The organism is Enterobacter sp. BNK-8 (assembly GCF_048685095.1).
GTDB classification, from domain to species: domain Bacteria; phylum Pseudomonadota; class Gammaproteobacteria; order Enterobacterales; family Enterobacteriaceae; genus Enterobacter; species Enterobacter quasiroggenkampii.
Map to the genome: position 1 here is coordinate 3442421 of NZ_JBLQTN010000001.1, position 20554 is coordinate 3462974.

Annotated in this window: 16 protein-coding genes and 1 pseudogene; 6 read left to right on the plus strand and 11 right to left on the minus strand. The window is 56.6% G+C overall.

The annotated features are described in order from the left end of the window. The first annotated feature begins 7 nt into the window (after window positions 1-7). A complete protein-coding gene (gene barA / locus ACMGGU_RS16585) occupies window positions 8-2767 on the plus strand; it encodes a two-component sensor histidine kinase BarA (RefSeq protein ID WP_048029196.1) in 2760 nt (919 codons plus the stop codon). Window positions 2768-2856: 89 nt separating this feature from the next. On the opposite strand, the gene ACMGGU_RS16590 is transcribed toward barA, so the two are convergent. From ACMGGU_RS16590 to syd, 8 genes are all read right to left on the minus strand, one after another. Then, window positions 2857-3996, minus strand: coding sequence for a glycerate kinase (locus ACMGGU_RS16590; protein WP_420300752.1), 1140 nt, complete (start codon window positions 3994-3996; stop codon window positions 2857-2859). A 77-nt stretch (window positions 3997-4073) separates the two neighbouring features. Then, a complete protein-coding gene (gene gudD / locus ACMGGU_RS16595; protein ID WP_420300753.1) occupies window positions 4074-5414 on the minus strand; it encodes a glucarate dehydratase in 1341 nt (446 codons plus the stop codon). A 12-nt stretch (window positions 5415-5426) separates the two neighbouring features. Further along, a complete protein-coding gene (locus tag ACMGGU_RS16600; protein WP_063622376.1) occupies window positions 5427-6767 on the minus strand; it encodes an enolase C-terminal domain-like protein in 1341 nt (446 codons plus the stop codon). Then, entirely contained in the window at window positions 6767-8122 is a 1356-nt protein-coding gene (gudP, locus tag ACMGGU_RS16605) for a galactarate/glucarate/glycerate transporter GudP (protein ID WP_032675441.1), read from the minus strand. Before gudP ends, ACMGGU_RS16600 begins: the two co-directional genes overlap by 1 nt. Before the next feature lie 333 nt (window positions 8123-8455). Next, the gene (locus ACMGGU_RS16610) at window positions 8456-8905 is read right to left on the minus strand and encodes a flavodoxin (protein ID WP_229226456.1); all 450 of its coding nucleotides are present in this window, start codon (window positions 8903-8905) and stop codon (window positions 8456-8458) included. Window positions 8906-8929: 24 nt separating this feature from the next. Continuing rightward, on the minus strand, window positions 8930-9706 hold the full coding sequence (gene truC, locus ACMGGU_RS16615; protein WP_229226455.1) for a tRNA pseudouridine(65) synthase TruC: 777 nt from the start codon (window positions 9704-9706) through the stop codon (window positions 8930-8932). Then, window positions 9703-10032 (minus strand): YqcC family protein, encoded by a 330-nt coding sequence (locus ACMGGU_RS16620; protein WP_023309024.1) that lies wholly within the window; start codon window positions 10030-10032, stop codon window positions 9703-9705. Before ACMGGU_RS16620 ends, truC begins: the two co-directional genes overlap by 4 nt. Window positions 10033-10664: 632 nt before the next feature. Next, window positions 10665-11210, minus strand: coding sequence for a SecY-interacting protein (gene syd, locus ACMGGU_RS16625; RefSeq protein WP_262811455.1), 546 nt, complete (start codon window positions 11208-11210; stop codon window positions 10665-10667). Window positions 11211-11279: 69 nt separating this feature from the next. On the opposite strand from syd, the gene queF reads away from it, so the two are divergent. The 5 genes from queF to xni all read left to right on the plus strand — a co-directional run bounded on the left by queF (window position 11280) and on the right by xni (window position 17715). Beyond that, window positions 11280-12122: an NADPH-dependent 7-cyano-7-deazaguanine reductase QueF gene (gene queF / locus ACMGGU_RS16630; protein ID WP_021241894.1), complete on the plus strand. Its 843-nt coding sequence runs from the start codon at window positions 11280-11282 to the stop codon at window positions 12120-12122. A 116-nt stretch (window positions 12123-12238) separates the two neighbouring features. Next, window positions 12239-13603: a nucleotide 5'-monophosphate nucleosidase PpnN gene (gene ppnN, locus ACMGGU_RS16635; RefSeq protein WP_008499641.1), complete on the plus strand. Its 1365-nt coding sequence runs from the start codon at window positions 12239-12241 to the stop codon at window positions 13601-13603. Between the two features lie 515 nt (window positions 13604-14118). Beyond that, window positions 14119-15414 (plus strand): HAAAP family serine/threonine permease, encoded by a 1296-nt coding sequence (locus tag ACMGGU_RS16640; protein ID WP_420300754.1) that lies wholly within the window; start codon window positions 14119-14121, stop codon window positions 15412-15414. Between the two features lie 65 nt (window positions 15415-15479). Further along, on the plus strand, window positions 15480-16847 hold the full coding sequence (locus ACMGGU_RS16645; RefSeq protein WP_420300755.1) for an L-serine ammonia-lyase: 1368 nt from the start codon (window positions 15480-15482) through the stop codon (window positions 16845-16847). A gap of 112 nt (window positions 16848-16959) precedes the next feature. Continuing rightward, entirely contained in the window at window positions 16960-17715 is a 756-nt protein-coding gene (gene xni, locus ACMGGU_RS16650) for a flap endonuclease Xni (protein ID WP_021241892.1), read from the plus strand. A gap of 62 nt (window positions 17716-17777) precedes the next feature. Here the strand turns inward: xni and rlmM are convergent. From rlmM to gcvA, 3 genes and pseudogenes are all read right to left on the minus strand, one after another. Further along, a pseudogene (gene rlmM / locus ACMGGU_RS16655) lies at window positions 17778-18877 on the minus strand (23S rRNA (cytidine(2498)-2'-O)-methyltransferase RlmM). Then, window positions 18870-19265 carry a DUF423 domain-containing protein gene (locus ACMGGU_RS16660; RefSeq protein ID WP_008499646.1) on the minus strand — a complete coding sequence of 132 codons (396 nt, stop codon included), beginning with the start codon at window positions 19263-19265 and terminating at the stop codon, window positions 18870-18872. Before ACMGGU_RS16660 ends, rlmM begins: the two are co-directional and overlap by 8 nt. Window positions 19266-19304: 39 nt before the next feature. Continuing rightward, window positions 19305-20222 carry a glycine cleavage system transcriptional regulator GcvA gene (gene gcvA / locus ACMGGU_RS16665; protein WP_008499647.1) on the minus strand — a complete coding sequence of 306 codons (918 nt, stop codon included), beginning with the start codon at window positions 20220-20222 and terminating at the stop codon, window positions 19305-19307. Between the last annotated feature and the right edge of the window lie 332 nt (window positions 20223-20554).

The window sequence follows — 20554 nt, forward strand, 5'->3', positions numbered from 1 at the left end:
GAACGCCATGACCAACTACAGCCTGCGCGCGCGCATGATGATTTTGATCCTCGCCCCCACCGTTCTCATCGGTTTGCTGTTGAGTATCTTCTTTGTGGTGCACCGCTATAACGATTTGCAGCGACAGCTGGAGGATGCAGGCGCCAGCATTATCGAACCGCTTGCCGTCTCCAGCGAGTACGGCATGAACCTGCAAAACCGCGAATCCATTGGGCAGTTAATCAGCGTACTCCACCGCCGCCACTCGGACATCGTACGCGCCATTTCCGTTTACGACGAACATAACCGCCTGTTTGTCACCTCGAATTTTCATCTCGATCCGGCGGCCTTAAAGATCCCGGACGGTACGCCGTTCCCGCGTCACCTCACCGTACTGCGGCGCGGCGATATCATGATCCTGCGCACGCCGATCGTGTCGGAGAGTTATTCCCCCGATGAGTCTGCGCAGTCCGACGCCAAATCCAGCAATAATATGCTGGGATATGTGGCGCTGGAGCTGGATCTCAAGTCGGTCCGGCTACAGCAGTACAAAGAGATTTTCATCTCCGGCGTGATGATGCTGTTCTGCATCGGCATTGCGCTGATCTTCGGCTGGCGCCTGATGCGCGACGTGACGGGTCCCATCCGCAACATGGTTAACACGGTTGACCGCATTCGCCGGGGACAGCTCGACAGCCGTGTGGAAGGGTTTATGCTGGGCGAGCTGGATATGCTGAAAAACGGCATCAACTCGATGGCGATGTCGCTGGCGGCCTATCACGAAGAGATGCAGCACAACGTTGACCAGGCGACGTCCGACCTGCGCGAAACGCTGGAGCAGATGGAGATCCAGAACGTTGAGCTGGATTTGGCGAAAAAGCGCGCTCAGGAAGCGGCGCGTATCAAATCGGAATTCCTTGCCAATATGTCGCACGAGCTGCGCACGCCGCTCAATGGCGTGATCGGCTTTACCCGTCTGACCCTGAAAAGCGAGCTGAATCCTACTCAGCGCGATCACCTGCACACCATTGAACGCTCGGCCAACAACCTGCTGGCGATCATCAACGACGTGCTGGACTTCTCCAAGCTGGAAGCGGGCAAGCTGATCCTCGAAAGTATCCCCTTCCCGCTGCGCAGCACGCTCGATGAAGTGGTGACGCTGCTCGCGCACTCGTCGCACGACAAAGGCCTTGAGCTGACGCTTAATATTAAAAACGACGTGCCGGATAACGTCATTGGCGATCCGCTGCGCCTGCAGCAGGTCATTACCAACCTTGTCGGGAACGCCATTAAATTCACCGAAAGCGGTAATATCGACGTCCTGGTAGAGAAACGCTCGATCAGCAGCAATAAGGTCCAGATTGAAGTTCAGATCCGCGATACCGGCATCGGCATTCCGGAGCGCGACCAGTCGCGTCTGTTCCAGGCGTTCCGTCAGGCGGATGCCAGTATCTCCCGCCGTCATGGCGGCACCGGTCTGGGGCTGGTGATCACCCAGCGTCTGGTGAACGAGATGGGCGGCGATATCTCTTTCCACAGCCAGCCAAATCGCGGTTCAACCTTCTGGTTCCATATTAATCTGGACCTCAATCCGAACGTGCTGACCGATGGCCCGGTAACGGACTGCCTGAAAGGCAAGCGTCTGGCCTACGTTGAACCTAACGCTGCGGCGGCGCAGTGTGCGCTCGACATCTTAAGCACCACGCCGCTGGAGGTGGTCTACAGCCCAACCTTCTCCGCTCTGGCCGTTGAGCATTATGACATCCTGCTGATGGGGATCCCGGTCACCTTCACCGGCGAGCTGACCATGCAGCAGGAGCGGCTGGCGAAAGCCGCGTCGATGACCGACTACCTGCTGCTGGCGCTGCCTTGCCACGCGCAGCTGAATGCAGAAGAGTTGAAAAATGACGGAGCCGCCGCCTGCTTGCTTAAACCGCTCACTGCGACCCGCCTGCTGCCCGCGCTCACGGAATATTGCCGTCTTAGCCAGCATGCCCTTCCGCTGATTAACGATGAGCAAAAATTGCCGATGAGCGTGATGGCGGTGGATGATAATCCGGCCAACCTGAAGCTCATTGGCGCATTGCTTGAAGACCAGGTTCAGCATGTGGAGCTGTGCACCAGCGGCGCGCAGGCGGTTGAACAGGCTAAGCAGATGCAGTTCGATTTAATCCTGATGGATATTCAGATGCCGGGCATGGACGGCATTCGGGCCTGCGAGCTGATCCACCAGCTGCCGCATCAGCAGCAAACGCCGGTTATTGCTGTCACCGCGCACGCGATGGCGGGCCAGAAGGAGAAGCTGCTGAGCGCCGGGATGAATGACTATCTGGCAAAGCCCATCGATGAAGAGAAACTTCATAGCCTGCTGTTGCGCTACAAGCCGGGTCATATTGGCGGAACGTACACGGTTTCCAGCGAGCAGGCTGAGATAAGCGTTAATCAGAACGCCACCTTTGACTGGCAGCTTGCGCTGCGCCAGGCGGCAGGTAAACCCGATCTCGCCCGCGACATGCTGCAAATGCTGGTCGCGTTTCTGCCGGAAATTCGCAATAAGGTGGAAGAGCAGCTGGTGGGTGAAAACCCGGAAGATCTGCTGGACGCAATCCACAAGCTGCACGGCAGCTGCGGGTACAGCGGCGTACCGCGGCTGAAAAACCTCTGCCAGCTGCTGGAGCAGCAGCTGCGTGCGGGTACGCCGGAATCGGAGCTTGAACCGGAGTTCCTGGAGCTGCTGGATGAAATGGATAACGTGACGCGCGAAGCGATGAAGGTGCTGGGGAGCTGAGATAAAAGCCCGGTGGCGCTACGCTTACCGGGCCTACAGGTGCACTAACGTAGGCCGGGTAAGGCGAAGCCGCCACCCGGCAATCACAGCTAAAATGCCTGCCCCACTTTCAGCACCGCCGCGATATTTCTTGCGGCCATCCTGACGTTCTCGCCGGCATTTTCCAGCGCGTCTTCCAGCGAGCAGATGGTGTAGATCACGCTAAACACCGCATCAATGCCGTGATCGTGTACCACGCCAACGTCCGCCGTCAGGCTTCCTGCAATGCCGATAACGGGTTTGTTAAAACGTTTCGCCACCTTCGCCACCCCCACCGGGACTTTGCCGTGGATCGTCTGGCTGTCAATGCGGCCTTCACCGGTGATCACCAAATCCGCATCGGCCACCTGGTCGGCCAGGTGTAGCGCATCGGTCACGATCTCAATGCCCTGGCGCAGCTGCGCGCCGCAAAAGGCGTAGAGCGCCGCGCCCATGCCCCCCGCTGCGCCGCCGCCAGCAAGGTTTAGCACATCAATATCCAGGTCCCGGGCAATCACGCTCGCACAGTGCGCAAGCGCGTTGTCCAGGGTGACGATCATCTCGGATGTGGCCCCCTTCTGCGGGCCGAATACCGCTGACGCGCCGTCCTTCCCGGTAAGCGGATTGGTGACATCGCAGGCCACCTCAATCCGGCACTCCGCCAGGCGCTTGTCCAGCCCGCTCAGGTCGATACGCGCGAGTTTTCCCAGCTCGCCCCCGCCCAGCCCAAGAGGCTGTTCATTGTCGTCCAGCAGCTTCGCCCCCAGCGCCTGCACCATGCCTGCGCCGCCGTCATTGGTGGCGCTGCCGCCAATGCCAATAATGATATGCTTAACGCCCGCATCCAGCGCGTGACGAATCAGTTCGCCCGTGCCCCAGGAGGTGGTTTTCAGCGGATTACGCAGCGAAGGTGCAACCAACTCCAGGCCGCTTGCCGCCGCCATTTCAATAAAGGCGCTCTGCTTATCTCCGGACAAGCCATAGAACCCCTCCACGCGCTCGCCCAGCGGGCCGGTCACCGGAACATGCACAATGCTTCCCTGCGTTGCTGCGATCATCGCCTCAACCGTCCCTTCGCCACCGTCCGCGACCGGCAGTGTCACATAAACCGCCTCGGGAAAGATCTCGCGAAAACCACGTTCTATCGCTGTCGCAACCTCAAGCGCACTCAAACTTTCCTTATACGAGTCCGGTGCGATAACAATTTTCATAAGCCATCCTTACGCATAGTCGTTACGTTAAGCATACACCACGTAAAAGACCGTTCGTGGGAGCGGTCCCAATGCGTTTATCGTACCATGCACGGACGTTTATTGTCGAATGTCCAGTCGGGGATCAAATACTGCATCGCCATCGCATCGTCGCGCGCGCCCAGACCGTGCTTCTGATACAGCTCATGGGCCTTCATGACCTGATCCATATCCAGCTCAACCCCCAGCCCCGGCGTGGAAGGCACCTGCACCATGCCACCTTTGATCTCAAACGGCTGCTTAGTCAGACGCTGATTACCTTCCTGCCAGATCCAGTGGGTGTCGATAGCCGTGATGGTGCCCGGCGCGGCGGCGGCGACGTGCGTGAACATCGCCAGAGAGATATCAAAGTGGTTGTTGGAGTGCGAACCCCAGGTCAGGCCAAACTCATGGCACATCTGCGCCACGCGCACCGAGCCCTGCATCGTCCAGAAGTGCGGGTCAGCCAGCGGAATGTCGACTGACTGGAGGGATAAGGTATGCCCCATCTGACGCCAGTCGGTAGCAATCATATTGGTCGCGGTTGGCAGCCCTGTAGCGCGACGGAATTCCGCCATCACTTCACGGCCAGAGAAGCCTTGTTCAGCACCGCATGGATCTTCCGCATACGCCAGCACGCCTTTCAGCAGCTTGCCGATCGCGATCGCTTCATCAAGCGACCAGGCGCCGTTCGGATCCAGCGTCACGCGCGCCTGCGGGAAGCGTTTTGCCAGCGCAGTGATGGCTTCCGCCTCTTCTTCACCGGCCAGCACGCCGCCCTTCAGTTTAAAATCGTTGAAGCCATATTTCTCGTAAGCGGCTTCCGCCAGGCGCACCACCGCATCCGGGGTCATTGCCTCGTCGTGACGAAGCCGGTACCAGTCGCATTGTTCTTCGGGCTGGCTCTGGTACGGCAGTGCCGTCAGCTTGCGGTCGCCGACAAAGAACAGATAGCCCAGCATTTCCACTTCGCTGCGCTGCTGCCCCTCGCCCAGCAGCGACGCAACGTTAACGCCCAGATGCTGGCCCAGCAGATCCAGCATCGCGGCTTCAATTCCGGTCACCACGTGGATAGTGGTGCGCAGATCGAAGGTCTGCAGGCCCCGGCCCCCGGCATCGCGATCGGCAAAAGTATTGCGCACGGTGTTGAGGACATTTTTGTATTCGCCCAGCGTTTTGCCCACCACCAGCGGAATGGCCTCTTCCAGGGTTTTGCGGATCTTCTCCCCGCCCGGAATTTCGCCCACGCCGGTATGGCCAGCATTGTCTTTGATAATGACAATGTTGCGGGTAAAGAACGGCGCGTGCGCGCCGCTCAGGTTCATCAACATGCTGTCATGGCCCGCAACCGGAACGATCTGCATGGCGGTGACGACAGGGGTAGAAAAAGTACTCATCATTCAATCCTTTTATCAGTGACGTCCGAAAACAGGGCGCTTACGGTCAAATGTCCAGCCGGGAATAAGGTACTGCATCGGGCCCGCGTCGTTACGTGCGCCGCCCGGTAATTTTTTATACGCCTCATGGGCTTTCTGGATCCGATCCCAGTCCAGCTCCACGCCCAGGCCCGGCGCATCCGGTACGGCAATTTTGCCCTCTGTGATTTCCAGCGGATTTTTCGTCAGGCGGGCTTCCCCTTCCTGCCAAATCCAGTGGGTGTCGATGGCGGTCGGGTTACCCGGCGCTGCGGCGCCAACGTGGGTAAACATCGCCAGCGAAATATCAAAGTGATTGTTCGAGTGGCAGCCCCAGGTGAGCCCCCAGTCATCGCACAGCTGGGCCACGCGCACTGCGCCGGAGAGCGTCCAGAAGTGCGGGTCCGCCAGCGGTATGTCGACGGCGTTCAGCATCACCGCGTGCCCCATTTCGCGCCAGTTCGTGGCGATCATATTGGTCGCCACCGGCAGCCCGGTGGCGCGTCGGAACTCGGCCATCACTTCACGGCCCGAGAAGCCCTGCTCCGCGCCGCAGGGGTCTTCCGCATAGGTCAGAACATCCCCCAGCCCTTTGCACAGGCTAATGGCTTCATCCAGCAGCCATGCGCCGTTGGGATCGACGGTGATCCGTGCATCCGGGAAGCGCCGTTTCAGCGCCCGGGCCGTTTCAATCTCCTGCTCGCCGGGCAGTACGCCGCCCTTCAGCTTGAAATCCTTGAAGCCGTAGCGATCCTGCGCCGCCTCGGCCAGCCGCACCACCGCGTCGCTGGAGAGCGCCTCCTGGTGGCGTAACTGATACCAGTCGTGGTCGCCCGCGGTTCGGGCCAGATAGGGGAGATCGGTTTTATTGCGATCGCCAACGTAGAACAGATAGCCCAGCACGGTGACTGCATCGCGCTGTTTGCCGGGCCCCAGCAGTTCGCAGACCGGGACATTGAGCGCCTTCCCCAGTAAATCAAGCAGAGCCGCTTCCAGGGCGGCAACCGCGTTGACGCGCAGTTCAAACGTCCAGGCACCTTTTCCGAACGTCTCAAAGTCTGCCGACTGATTGCCCTTATGCACCCGCTGAACCACCTTGTTCAGGCGGGCAATCTCCTGCCCCACGACCTGCGGAATGGCATCGACCAGCGTCTGGTAAATCACCTCTCCGCCTGGCGCCTCGCCCACGCCGGTATTTCCTGCGCTGTCTTTCAGCACGACGATATTACGGGTAAACCAGGCGTTATGCGCACCGCCAATATTGAGCAACATGCTGTCCTGCCCGGCCACCGGGATGACCTTCATCTCCGTGACGGTTGGGCTCGATTGCGTTGTCATCAGCCACGCTCCGCAACAGGTTTAAGTTCGACGCGTTTGATATCCCCCACCAGCACCAGGTAACTCAGGACCGCCACCAGCGCGTGCACACCCACGTAGATTAGCGCACCGTTGAACGATCCGGTGGTGCCGACGATGTAGCCGATAGCGATGGGCGTAACAATCCCGGAGATGTTACCGAACATGTTGAACAAACCACCGCTCAGGCCGCTGATCTCTTTCGGGGCCGTATCCGCCATCACCGCCCAGCCCAGCGCGCCAATGCCTTTGCCGAAGAAGGCCATCGCCATAAAGCCGATAATCATCCACTCGGCATTGACGTAGTTACAGAACACCATGGTCATGGAGAGCAGCATACCGAGCACGATAGGCGTTTTACGCGCGATGTTCAGGGAACCGGTGCGGCGCATCAGCCAGTCGGAAATGACCCCGCCGAGCACGCCTCCCACGAAGCCGCAGATGGCCGGAACCGAGGCGACAAACCCCGCTTTCAGAATCGACATGCCGCGTGCCTGCACCAGGTAAACCGGGAACCAGGTGATGAAAAAGTAGGTCAAGGCATTGATACAGTACTGGCCCAGATAGATCCCGATCATCATGCGCGATCCGACGAGCTGCCTGATCTGCGCCCATTTCTGGCTGAACGGGACTTTCGCCGTCGAGGATTTCTGGTCCATGTTGATCAGCGCACCACCTTCTGCAATGTACTCCAGCTCTTTTTTGTTTACGCCAGGGTGCTGGTTGGGTTCGTGGATCACTTTCAGCCAGATAAAGCTGATGACGATCCCGAGTCCCCCCATAAAGAAGAACACGTGCGACCAGCCCACCTCATGGGTCAGCCAGCCCATAATGGGCGCAAAGATCACCGTCGCGAAGTACTGTGCGGAGTTAAAAATCGCCACCGCCGTTCCCCTCTCCTGCGCCGGGAACCAGGCCGCCACAATGCGGCTGTTGCCCGGGAAGGAAGGCGCTTCCGCTAACCCCACCAGGAAGCGCAGCGTGAAGAGCGCCACGATAATGCCGAAGCCGCTGAAGATATCGACGAAGCCCTGCAGCAGGGTAAAGGCAGACCAGATGAAGATGGACCAGAAGTAGACCCGTTTCGAGCCAAAGCGGTCCAGCAGCCAGCCGCCAGGAATTTGCCCGATGACGTAGGCCCACGAGAAGGCGGAGAAAACGTAACCCATACCCACGGGATCGAGGCCGATATCTTTTGCCATTTCCGAGCCGGCAATCGACAGCGTGGCGCGGTCACCATAGTTAAAGGACGTGACGATAAACAGCATCACCACTATCCAGTAGCGAGCATTGGTGCGCTTTTCAGCGCTGCTCGCTGCGTGGCTTAATGAACTCATTGTTGCACTCCTGAAACATAGCTTTCGCCTGGTTCATTCTGTACAGCACCGGTAGGGTAAGCAGAATGAGATTGATTTTGTCGTTTTGGTACGGCCTGAAGCCGTTTTATCGTGACCGGAAAAGTATATGAAGGAGTGCCTCTTCACCTCACCGTGCAAAAACACAGTATTAAAGGGTGTGAGGGAGGTTGTTTAGGGCATAAGCCCAGAGGAGTGGAAGGTGGTTCACGGAAATGGCGTTTGGGGCGGGGGGTAATGCCGGGTGGCGGCTACGCCTGACCCGGCCTGGAAAACTCGTAGGCCCGCGCAAGCGAAGCGCCGCCGGGCAGCGTGTTATTTGAGAAGTGAGGCCCAGTTCTCCACCCACGGGTTTGATTCGCTTTCTGGCTCCGGGTGTTCACCCGCATCAATCAGCAGCATCTCGCCAACGCGCTGGGCGCTCTGCTCCTGCAGGAGCGCATCGAACTGCTTGCCGCCGCCGCAGAAGTTAGCGTAAGAGCTGTCGCCGAGGGCGATGATGCCGTAGTGAACATCTGGCTGATAGCCAAGCTGGTCTTTAATGCCCTGGAACAGCGGCACGATGCTGTCCGGCAGATCGCCCTGCCCGGTGGTGGAGGTCACCACCAGAATGTATTTATCTTTATACTTTTCCCAGTCCGCCAGATCTGGATCTTCATAGACCGTGGCTTTATGACCCTGGCTTGCCAGAATCGCCTCCGCCTCTTCCGCGACCAGCAGCGAGTTGCCGTACATTGTGCCGACAAAAATGCCTACTTCAGCCATGCTATTTTCCCATATTGAATGCGCTTACTCTTCATCCTGAACGTTGCCCGATACAAACTCAACCCTTTCATTTTCGGGGAGTTGTCCGAGCCAGCCAAACTGTGACAGCGCCTGCATCCAGACGTCGTCAAGCCCCGCGCGGATAGTCAGCGGCTCGCCGGTAAACGGGTGCGTCAGGCTGAGCTCGCTTGCGTGTAACATCAGACGATGGCAGCCAAAATGCTCGGCCGCGCTGCGGTTCTGGCGCAAATCACCGTGTTTGCTGTCGCCAATAATCGGGTGGCGCAGATGCGCAAGATGGCGTCGCAGCTGGTGCTTACGCCCGGTTTTGGGCAGAAGCTCAACCAGGCTGTAGCGTGTGGTCGGAAATTTGCTGGTGGCTACCGGCATTTCCGTCGTCGCCATGCCGCGATAATCCGTCACGGCCGGCTGCGGACCTTTGTCATCGCGGGAAAATTTATCGGCGATTTTGTCCAGTTCCTCCACCAGCGGATAGTCCAGGGTGGCGGACTCGGTCAGCCAGCCACGCACGACCGCGTGATAGCGCTTCTGGATCTGGTGCTGTTCGAACTGCTGCGCCAGCAGACGGCCAGCTTCGCTGGAAAGCCCCATCAGCAGCACGCCGGAGGTCGGCCGGTCGAGGCGATGGGCGGTAAATACATGCTGACCAATCTGGTCGCGAACGGTCTGCATCACCACCACTTTCTCGTCGCGATCCAGCCAGCTGCGGTGCACCAGCCAGCCTGACGGTTTATTCACCGCCACCAGCCACTCGTCCTGATAGAGGATCTCAAGCGTCATGCATCTTCACCGGCAAACAGGGCATCCAGTTTTTCCAGTTCGACCAGCATGACGTCGCGCGCAGGGTGCGTCGCTTCGAGCGCCATTTCATAATAGGGAGAGACAGCAAACGCCTGCGGCAAGGGGTGCCCCCCCTCAAGCAGGGCGTGCATGCGCGGAATTAACACCCACTGCAGCCACTCAAACGGGGCCAGCGTATCCAGGCAAAAGGGCTGGGTGCTGGCGAACGCTTCTGGCTGCGGCGCGGTCTCCTGCCACAGCTGATGTTGGCGCAAAAGGGCTTCGATGGCGTGCAACTGAGCACGAACGCTATCGTGTTGCGTCATAGTAACCTCAACTGAAAATGTGAACGGCGCGCAGCATAGCATTGCGAAAGGCAGAAATAAAAAAAGGGAGCACTGTAAAAACAGTGCTCCCGGTTCGTTCCGCAGCATTCCAGCTACAATTCGTGCTCCCTGCTCATCCGTGACAACTTTTCCTGAAGCCCGAAGGCCTGGTCATCCGTCTACCTTTCGCATCCTGCACACATCTTCCTGACGCGTTTGTTTCATCCTGAAACGTCCTGGCCTTCCTGACCCACCGATCATCCTGACCGGCTCTCGTTCTCCTTCCTGGAGGTGTCCCTTACGCATCCTGCGTTATCCACTTTGCTTCATCCTGAAGCCTTCCTGCAGCGCCATCCTGACGAGTCCTGTGTGAGAAACGCCATCATCCTGATGTTCGTTTCTCGTGTCGGCTTCCTGTCGACGGAGATAGAATCCGCTATTCCGCTTCGTCTTACAACCCACTCAGCCAGAGTTGTAAGACGCCGGGACTCCCTAAAAATAATAGGATGAACAACTAATTCATTGAAAAATAGAGTGATATTAATCTGAATTTAATGAGGTAATACTGAATGTTCCAGCGATCTCTCACAAACCTTGTAAGAGATCTCTCACACGCGCTGTAGCAGCATGGATTACAGAAGGGGCTCAAGTCGGGTGAGGAAATCCGCAAGAGAGGGGGCGAGAGTCTCGCGATTGCGGGTACCGATAGTCTCTTTAATCACTTCACCTGACAGGTTACAGACGGAGATAACGTCCAGCTCGCTGTCCAGCGTGGCAATAAAGAGCGTCGGAGAAAGCTTAAGGCGCTTTTGCGTGACCAGATGACCGATCAGGTTTTCCTGAACACGCTGCAGATCGTCTTCGCTCCAGGTCTGCAACAGCGTCAGCGTCATGTCCGCAAAGCGCGCAGGCATATCCCCTGCAAACTGCGTGGCATAAAATGCATGAACCGCTGGTTGTACCACAATGTCCATTGCCCGTTCAACCGCATTTACATTCTGCTCGCCGGAATTCGGCTTCGGCTGCCAGATCACGTAATCATCAAGCGAAGAGATAATGCATGGCGAAGGGACGCCATATAAATCAGCACTTTGCGGCCACGTGCCCTGCTTTTCATGCCATGCGTCGCAGTAGCGGGTCGTAAAGGTAGTGAGGGCATTTGCAGTTTCGATGTCCACCGATTTCTCTCTTCTTGTCAGACAGGATAAACTCAGGCCATAAGTGTACCTGTAAAGTGGCTATGAAACATGTCTTACGAAAATCATCAGGCGTTAACCGGCTTAACGCTGGGTAAATCGACCGATTACCGCGATACCTACGATGCAAGCCTGCTGCAGGGCGTGCCGCGTAGCCTGAACCGCGATCCTCTGGGACTGCACGCGGACGCGCTGCCGTTCGTGGGTGGCGATATCTGGACGCTGTACGAACTCTCGTGGCTCAACGCGCGCGGCCTGCCGCAGGTGGCGGTGGGTCACGTTGAGCTGGACTACGCCAGCGTGAATCTCGTCGAGTCGAAAAGCTTTAAGCTCTATCTCAACAGCTTTAACCAGACCAAATTCAACAGCTGGGACGACGTTCAGCACACCCTGGAACGTGATTTAAGCGCCTGCGCGCAGGGAAAGGTGAGCGTCTCACTCTATCGCCTGCACGAGCTGGAAGGCCAGCCGGTCGCCCACTTCAACGGAACCTGCATCGACGATCAGGATATCGAGGTGGAAAATTATGAATTCAGCGCGGACTACCTCGAAAACGCGGCGAGCGGCAAGGTGGTCGAAGAGACGCTGGTCAGCCATCTGCTGAAATCCAACTGCCTGATCACGCATCAGCCGGACTGGGGCTCGGTGCAGATCCAGTACCGCGGCCCGAAAATTGACCGGGAAAAGCTGCTGCGCTACCTGGTGTCGTTCCGCCATCACAATGAATTCCACGAGCAGTGCGTGGAGCGCATCTTTAGCGATATTCAGCGCTTCTGCCAGCCAGAAAAATTGAGCGTTTACGCGCGCTACACCCGCCGCGGCGGTCTGGACATTAACCCGTGGCGCACCAATACCGATTTTGTGCCGGCGACGGGCCGGCTGGTGCGTCAGTAATATAAATATTTTCACAATATGCGCGGTATCTTCCGCGCTTTAGGTTGTGAAACGTCACGCGCCAGGGCTATTGTAATCAACAGGGAAAGACGATAATCGTCCCGTAAGGAGCTCACTTGATTACACATATTAGCCCGCTTGGCTCAATGGATATGTTGTCGCAGCTGGAAGTGGACATGCTTAAACGCACGGCCAGCAGCGATCTTTATCAACTGTTTCGTAACTGTTCACTTGCCGTTCTGAACTCCGGAAGCCTGACAGATAACAGTAAAGAACTGCTGTCCCGCTTCGAAAGCTTTGATATCAACGTGCTGCGCCGCGAGCGTGGCGTGAAGCTTGAAGTCATCAACCCGCCGGAAGAGGCGTTTGTCGACGGACGCATCATCCGTTCACTTCAGGCTAACCTGTTTGCCGTGCTGCGTGACATCCTGTTTGTTAACGGGCAGATCCACAACGCAGGCCGTTTTCAGCATCTCGATCTGGAAAGCTCGGTCCATATCACCAACCTGGTGTTCTCCATTTTGCGCAACGCCCGTGCCCTGCACGTGGGTGAAGCGCCGAACATGGTTGTCTGCTGGGGCGGTCACTCCATTAACGAAACCGAATACCTTTATGCGCGTCGGGTGGGTACCCAGCTTGGCCTGCGCGAGCTGAATATCTGTACCGGCTGTGGTCCGGGTGCGATGGAAGCGCCAATGAAAGGTGCCGCAGTGGGTCACGCGCAGCAGCGCTACAAAGAGGGACGGTTTATCGGCATGACCGAGCCGTCCATCATCGCCGCAGAGCCACCTAACCCGCTGGTTAACGAACTGATTATCATGCCGGATATCGAGAAACGTCTTGAAGCGTTTGTCCGTATCGCCCACGGCATCATCATCTTCCCGGGCGGCGTGGGGACAGCGGAAGAGCTGCTCTATCTGCTGGGTATTCTGATGAACCCGGCCAACAAAGATCAGGTTCTGCCGCTGATCCTGACCGGACCAAAAGAGAGCGCCGACTACTTCCGCGTGCTGGACGAGTTTATCGTGCACACGCTGGGTGAAGCCGCGCGTCGTCACTATCGCATCATCATCGACGATGCTGCGGAAGTGGCGCGTCAGATGAAAAAAGCGATGCCGCTGGTGAAAGAGAACCGTCGCGATACCGGGGATGCCTACAGCTTTAACTGGTCAATCCGCATTGCACCGGATCTGCAGATCCCGTTCGAGCCTTCACACGAGAATATGGCGAACCTGAAACTCTACCCGGATCAGCCGGTGGAAGTCCTGGCCGCCGATCTGCGTCGCGCCTTCTCCGGGATTGTGGCGGGCAACGTCAAAGAGGTCGGTATCCGCGCCATTGAGCAGTACGGTCCGTACAAGATCCACGGCGATCCGGAGATGATGCGCCGTATGGATGACATGCTTCAGGGCTTTGTCGCCCAGCACCGCATGAAGCTGCCGGGCTCTGCCTATATTCCTTGCTACGAAATCTGCACCTGACGCTTAGCGATATCTCATCAAAGCCGGGTCGCCCTGTTGCGCGTCCCGGCTTTTTTTATTCCTGATGTAATTCATAGGCATCACTTATATCTTTTACAAAGTTGTCACATACGCAAACGATTACCTGCATTTTGCAACCGTAAATTATCAGCCTTAATCCAAATTACCTGCAAGAAAATACTAAAAACCCATTTCTTTACAGCGAAAGACACCTATATCACGGGGCGGTCTTTCAGCGCACATGTCGTTGGTGGTAGCCTTCGCGCCCGTAAATTCTCTTTGATGTTTTTTTAACAGATAAATGGTCTAAAGATGCCCACATCATAAGTGGATTATTGCATTTGGGATCACGATCACTGATAGATTCATAACTAGAATGTATCTTTCCGCCCGCCAATAGTTACGGGCAAAAATTATTAAAAAACCGTCACTGAACGAATTTCATATTACCGTCAGGCACTTTTTCATCGGATTTGACTAAAAACCTGACAATTCGCTTCCTCCAGGAGATACAGATGGAAACCACTCAAACCAGCACCGTTGCTTCGATTGAATCCCGAAGTGGTTGGCGCAAAACGGATACCATGTGGATGCTTGGCCTTTACGGCACGGCAATCGGCGCTGGTGTACTGTTCCTTCCTATCAACGCAGGCGTCGGCGGTCTGATCCCGCTGATCATTATGGCTATCATTGCTTTCCCGATGACCTTCTTTGCACACCGCGGTCTGACCCGCTTCGTGCTGTCCGGTAAAAACCCGGGTGAAGACATCACTGAAGTGGTTGAAGAGCATTTCGGCGTGGGCGCAGGTAAACTGATTACCCTGCTCTACTTCTTCGCAATTTACCCTATCCTGCTGGTTTACAGCGTGGCGATCACCAACACCGTTGAAAGCTTCATGCTGCACCAGCTGCACATGACGCCACCACCGCGTGCCATCCTGTCTCTGATCCTGATTGTCGGCATGATGACCATCGTGCGCTTCGGCGAGCAGATGATTGTGAAAGCGATGAGCGTACTGGTGTTCCCGTTTGTGGCCGCACTGATGCTGCTGGCCTGCTACCTGATCCCACAGTGGAACGGTGCAGCGCTGGAAACCCTGTCCCTGAGCAGCGCGTCTGCGACCGGTAACGGCCTGCTGATGACCCTGTGGCTGGCGATCCCGGTAATGGTCTTCTCCTTCAACCACTCTCCTATCATCTCCTCTTTCGCCGTGGCGAAACGTGAAGAGTACGGTGATGGCGCAGAGAAGAAGTGCTCCAGCATTCTGGCACGCGCTCACATCATGATGGTGCTGACCGTTATGTTCTTCGTCTTCAGCTGCGTACTGAGCCTCTCCCCGGCGGACCTGGCGGCAGCGAAAGAGCAGAACATCTCAATTCTGTCTTACCTGGCGAACCACTTTAACGCACCGCTGATTGCGTGGATGGCACCGATCATCGCGATGATCGCCATCACCAAATCCTTCCTGGGCCACTACCTCGGCGCACGTGAAGGCTTCAACGGTATGGTGATTAAATCTCTGCGCGGTAAAGGCAAGAGCATTGAAATCAACAAGCTGAACAAAATCACTGCACTGTTCATGCTGCTCACCACCTGGGCGGTAGCGACGCTGAACCCAAGCATCCTGGGCATGATTGAAACCCTGGGCGGCCCGGTCATCGCGATGATTCTGTTCCTGATGCCGATGTACGCGATTCAGAAAGTCCCAGCTATGCGTAAGTACAGCGGTCATGTCAGCAACGTCTTTGTGGTTATCATGGGGCTTATCGCTATCTCTGCGATCTTCTACTCCCTGTACACCATGTTCTGATTCTCACCCGCGCCGTCCCCGGACGGCGCACTCCCTCCTCTCTGACTGAAAGCAATGGACGCATCATGATTAGCGTATTCGATATTTTCAAAATCGGTATTGGTCCTTCCAGCTCTCACACCGTCGGACCGATGAAAGCCGGTAAGCAGTTCACGGATGACTTGATTGCACGCGGCATCTTGCACGACATCACCCGCGTGGTTGTCGATGTATACGGCTCGCTTTCCCTGACCGGGAAAGGCCACCACACCGATATCGCCATTATCATGGGCCTGGCGGGAAACCTGCCGGATACCGTTGATATTGATGCGATCCCTGGCTTTATCCAGGACGTGAACACCCACGGGCGCCTGCTGCTGGCGAACGGCGAGCACGAGGTTGAATTCCCGGTTGACCATTGCATGAATTTCCATGCGGACAACCTGTCGCTGCACGAAAACGGTATGCGCATTACCGCGCTGGCAGGCGACAAAGCGTTATACAGCCAGACTTATTACTCTATCGGCGGCGGTTTTATCGTCGACGAAGACCACTTTGGTCAAACCAGTACTTCCTCTGTCGAGGTGCCGTATCCGTACAAAACGGCGGCAGACCTCCAGCGTCACTGCCAGGAGACGGGCCTTTCCCTCTCCGGTCTGATGATGAAAAACGAGCTGGCGCTGCACAGCAAAGAGGAGCTGGAACAGCACTTCGCTAACGTCTGGGATGTGATGCGCGGCGGTATTGAGCGCGGGATCACCACCGAAGGCGTTCTGCCGGGCAAGCTTCGCGTACCGCGTCGTGCGGCAGCGCTGCGCCGTATGCTGGTGAGCACCGACAAAACGACAACGGACCCGATGGCCGTGGTGGACTGGATCAACATGTTTGCCCTGGCGGTAAACGAAGAAAACGCCGCAGGGGGCCGTGTGGTCACCGCGCCGACTAATGGTGCCTGCGGCATCGTTCCGGCGGTACTGGCGTACTACGACAAGTTTATCCGTGAAGTGAATGCGAACTCGCTGGCGCGCTACCTGCTGGTGGCCAGTGCGATTGGTTCTCTGTATAAGATGAACGCCTCCATTTCCGGTGCGGAAGTGGGCTGTCAGGGTGAAGTCGGCGTGGCGTGCTCCATGGCGGCAGCCGGTCTGGCGGAGCTCTTGGGCGCAAGCCCGGCGCAGGTGTGCATTGCTGCGGAAATCGGCATGGAACACAACCTGGGGCTGACCTGTGACCCGGTTGCCGGCCAGGTACAGGTTCCGTGTATCGAGCGTAACGCGATTGCCTCCGTGAAGGCGGTGAACGCGGCGCGTATGGCGCTGCGCCGCACCAGCGAACCGCGCGTCTGTCTCGATAAGGTTATCGAGACCATGTACGAAACCGGTAAAGATATGAACGCCAAATACCGCGAAACCTCTCGCGGCGGCCTGGCGATGAAGATCGTAACCTGCGATTAAGCCTCTCAGGAAGCCTCGTTTTGCGAGGCTTCTTCCTGTTTTCCCCACCATTCATAGTTTCATGCTGCTGACAGTGTTACCCTTCATGCATTAGATAGAAGGGAGATTATCTGTGGCCGTTCATTTACTTATCGTCGATGCACTTAACCTGATTCGCCGTATCCATGCGGTACAGGGGACGCCTTGTAAAGACACCTGCCTGCACGCGCTGGAACAGCTTATCCGCCACAGTGAACCCACCCATGCGGTCGCGGTATTTGATGACGAAGCCCGCAATACGGGCTGGCGGCACCAGCGTCTGCCCGACTACAAAGCCGGACGCGCACCGATGCCGGACGATCTTCACGCCGAATTACCCATGCTGCGCGCCGCATTTGAACAGCGGGGCGTCCCCTGCTGGGGCGCACAGGGAAATGAAGCCGACGATCTCGCGGCCACCCTGGCCGTAAAGGTGGCGAGTGCCGGGCATCAGGCCACGATCGTTTCAACGGACAAAGGCTACTGCCAGCTGCTCTCCCCCACTATCCGCATTCGCGACTATTTTCAAAAACGCTGGCTGGATGCGCCGTTCATTGCCAGCGAATTTGGCGTATCGCCAGAGCAACTGCCGGATTACTGGGGCCTGGCAGGGATCAGCAGTTCTAAAGTACCGGGAGTGGCCGGGATTGGGCCGAAGAGCGCCGCGCAGTTGCTGACCGATTTTCAGAGTCTGGAAGGCATTTACGCCCGTCTGGACGAGGTGCCAGAAAAATGGCGCAAGAAGCTGGAGGCGCATAAAGAGATGGCGTTTATCTGCCGGGAAATCGCAACGCTACAGACGGATTTACAGCTGGACGGGAATTTACAGCAGTTAAGGTTAGAACGTTAAAACGACGACACGGTTTTGAAGGCCCGGTAAGCGCAGCGCTACCGGGCAAAACAAAGCACGTATTAGCGCTCGTCGCGACGCCCGCCTACGGCTGCCCACCAGCGACGAATATGCACCGTCACCTCTTCGCGGTCGTGATACAGCTGACGCGCCTGGATCTCCACGTTAATCCCATGCTCGTCCATCTGCTCCTGAATGTAGGCCAGGTTCTGCGACACCTCCTCATAGCGCTTTTTCATCGGCAGCTTAAGGTTGAAAATGGTCTCGCGGCACCAGCCGTTTACCAGCCAGGAGGCCATCAGCGCGGCCACTTTCGCCGGTTTCTCAACCATGTCGCACACCATCCATGAGATGTTGTTACGGTTCGGGCGATAGCGGAAGCCGTCTTCACGCAGCCAGGTGACCTGCCCGGTATCCATCAGGCTTTGCGCCATTGGGCCGTTATCAACGGACGATACCCACATGTTGCGTTTCACCAGCTGATAGGTCCAGCCGCCCGGGCACGCGCCGAGATCGACGGCGTACATGCCGTTTGCCAGACGCTCATCCCACTCATCCGCCGGGATAAAGACGTGGAACGCCTCTTCCAGCTTGAGCGTGGAACGGCTTGGCGCATCGGCCGGGAAGCGCAGACGCGGGATGCCCATAAAGAAAGGAGAGTTGTTGGTGGTGTACGAATAGCCCGTATAGCAGCAGCCCGGTGCGATAAAGAAGATATGCACCACCGGACGCTTCGGCGTTTCGTAGTTCGTCAGCACGCCCGCATCACGCAACGCCGCACGCAGCGGAACGGTGAACTTACGGCAGAATTTCATCAACTCTTTACTTTCGTTGGTATCCGCCACTTCAACGCGCAGATCGCCGCCCTTCTCCACCACGCCCTGCAGCATGCCGACAATGGGGGTGATGCGGTCTTCCGGGGAAGATCCTTCAGCAACTCACCCGCGACAAACATCTGGCGCGCAAAGATCAGCGAGCTGAACGGCAGCTCGCGTGCCAGCTTATCCGCATCTTCAGGCTGATAGCATTCAAAAACCACGTAACCCGCGTTTTCTTTTACGCGAGCAAAGCCGAAGATTTCGCGCTTCGCCGCTTTATCGGTAATTTCCGCGGCGCACTCTTTCTCAAACCCCGGGCGACAATATAAAACAACCTTATTCATGAACAACGCCCTTGCGTTTCAGACGGATAGCTCCGATAAACATTAATACCCAACCCGCCAGGAAGCTGACGCCGCCGACAGGTGTAACAAACGCCCACAGGCGTAAATGCGAAAGTGCCAGACAGTAGAGGCTGCCGCTAAAAAGCACCGTGCCCAGCGCCAGGAAGACGCTGCTCCAGTAAAACCAGATGCTGATACGGCGCTGCATCGCCACCGCCAGCCCAAAGATCGCCAGCGTATGGAACGCCTGATATTCAAGGCCGGTCTGGATCCAGCCCATCTCTACAGCGCCCAACGACTTGCTTAAGACATGTGCGCCGAAGGCGCCCAGTGCAACAAAAATAAAGCCACTCACCGCGGCAAAAATCAGCATGAATCGGCTGGTCATGTTTAAGTCCTGAATTAATGCGTGCCCGGCACACAAACGTTATTGTTCATACCTGAAGCGGAATTTTTCTTGCTCGCTTGCCGCTTTCGCCAGTATCCACTGCCGGAAGGCGGCTATTTTACCCAGTTCTGCCTGACTGTCATGACAAACCAGATAAAACGCATTCTTGCTGACCAGTACATCATTAAAAGGGCAGACCAGGCGACCTGCCTCAATTTCGGACTGCGCCATGACGTTATTCGCCAACGCCACGCCCTGCCCGTGAATGGCAGCCTGTAACACCATCGCGCTGTGGCTAAAGATGGGTCCCTGCTGCACGTTTATATGAGTAAGACCTAATTGACGGGTATAAGTTTGCCAGTCGCGTCGAGAGGCATCATGTAAAAGCGTATGCTGCGCCAGGTCAGCGGGGGACTTCAGCGCCTTGTCACCCGTTAACAGCAGGGGAGAACAGACCGGCAGGAGATATTCTGCGTATAATTTCTCAACACGCAAGCCCGGCCAGTTACCGCGACCATAAAAAATCGCGACATCCACGTCATCGGCCAGCTTGTCTTCCTGACGATCCACGGCCTGGATTCGAACGTCTATCCCCGGATAAGCTGAGTTAAAGCTTGAGAGTCTTGGCACCAGCCACTGAATGGCAAAACTGGGCAATAAACTGACAGTCAGGGCACCTTTTGCACTGCGGGCCTGTAGCTTACGCGTGGCTTCAGTGAGCTGCGAAAAAATCTCTTTAATATCCTGAAAATAGCTCTGCCCCTCTTCGGTCAACAGCAACGAGCGGTTGCGTCGACGAAACAGCTTAAGGCCCAGAAAATCCTCCAGAGACTTGATTTGGTGACTTACTGCGGCCTGTGTCACAAAAAGCTCATCGGCTGCGCGGGTGAAGCTCAGGTGACGTGCTGCTGCATCAAAAACACGTAATGCGTTGAGGGGGGGCAATCGCTTTGACATGGTTATCTGGCTTAGATGTTAACGGAATTTAACAAATAGGAAACAACGTTTAACCTATTAGTTTTTTTTATCTGAGCCATTATAATTTGTCCGTTGAGGAACTACCAGCAAATACCTATAGTGGCGGCACTTCCTGAGCCGGAACGAAGAGCTTTTTTCGGAATGCGTGTTCTGAAGGGCTTTTGGCTTACGGTTGTGATGTTGTGTTGTTGTGTTTGCAATTGGTCTGCGATTCAGACCACGGTAGCAACGCTACCAATTTTTCACTTCCTGTACATTTACCCTGTCTGTCCATAGTGATTAATGTAGCACCGCCAATTTGCGGTGCTTTT

Bases quoted from the DNA above. Each gene is read 5' to 3' on its own strand.
- barA (WP_048029196.1), top strand. From the start codon at position 8: ATGACCAACTACAGCCTGCGCGCGCGCATGATGATTTTGATCCTCGCC.
- ACMGGU_RS16590 (WP_420300752.1), bottom strand. From the start codon at position 3,996: ATGAAAATTGTTATCGCACCGGACTCGTATAAGGAAAGTTTGAGTGCG.
- gudD (WP_420300753.1), bottom strand. From the start codon at position 5,414: ATGATGAGTACTTTTTCTACCCCTGTCGTCACCGCCATGCAGATCGTT.
- ACMGGU_RS16600 (WP_063622376.1), bottom strand. From the start codon at position 6,767: ATGACAACGCAATCGAGCCCAACCGTCACGGAGATGAAGGTCATCCCG.
- gudP (WP_032675441.1), bottom strand. From the start codon at position 8,122: ATGAGTTCATTAAGCCACGCAGCGAGCAGCGCTGAAAAGCGCACCAAT.
- ACMGGU_RS16610 (WP_229226456.1), bottom strand. From the start codon at position 8,905: ATGGCTGAAGTAGGCATTTTTGTCGGCACAATGTACGGCAACTCGCTG.
- truC (WP_229226455.1), bottom strand. From the start codon at position 9,706: ATGACGCTTGAGATCCTCTATCAGGACGAGTGGCTGGTGGCGGTGAAT.
- ACMGGU_RS16620 (WP_023309024.1), bottom strand. From the start codon at position 10,032: ATGACGCAACACGATAGCGTTCGTGCTCAGTTGCACGCCATCGAAGCC.
- queF (WP_021241894.1), top strand. From the start codon at position 11,280: ATGTCTTACGAAAATCATCAGGCGTTAACCGGCTTAACGCTGGGTAAA.
- ACMGGU_RS16640 (WP_420300754.1), top strand. From the start codon at position 14,119: ATGGAAACCACTCAAACCAGCACCGTTGCTTCGATTGAATCCCGAAGT.
- ACMGGU_RS16645 (WP_420300755.1), top strand. From the start codon at position 15,480: ATGATTAGCGTATTCGATATTTTCAAAATCGGTATTGGTCCTTCCAGC.
- ACMGGU_RS16660 (WP_008499646.1), bottom strand. From the start codon at position 19,265: ATGACCAGCCGATTCATGCTGATTTTTGCCGCGGTGAGTGGCTTTATT.
- gcvA (WP_008499647.1), bottom strand. From the start codon at position 20,222: ATGTCAAAGCGATTGCCCCCCCTCAACGCATTACGTGTTTTTGATGCA.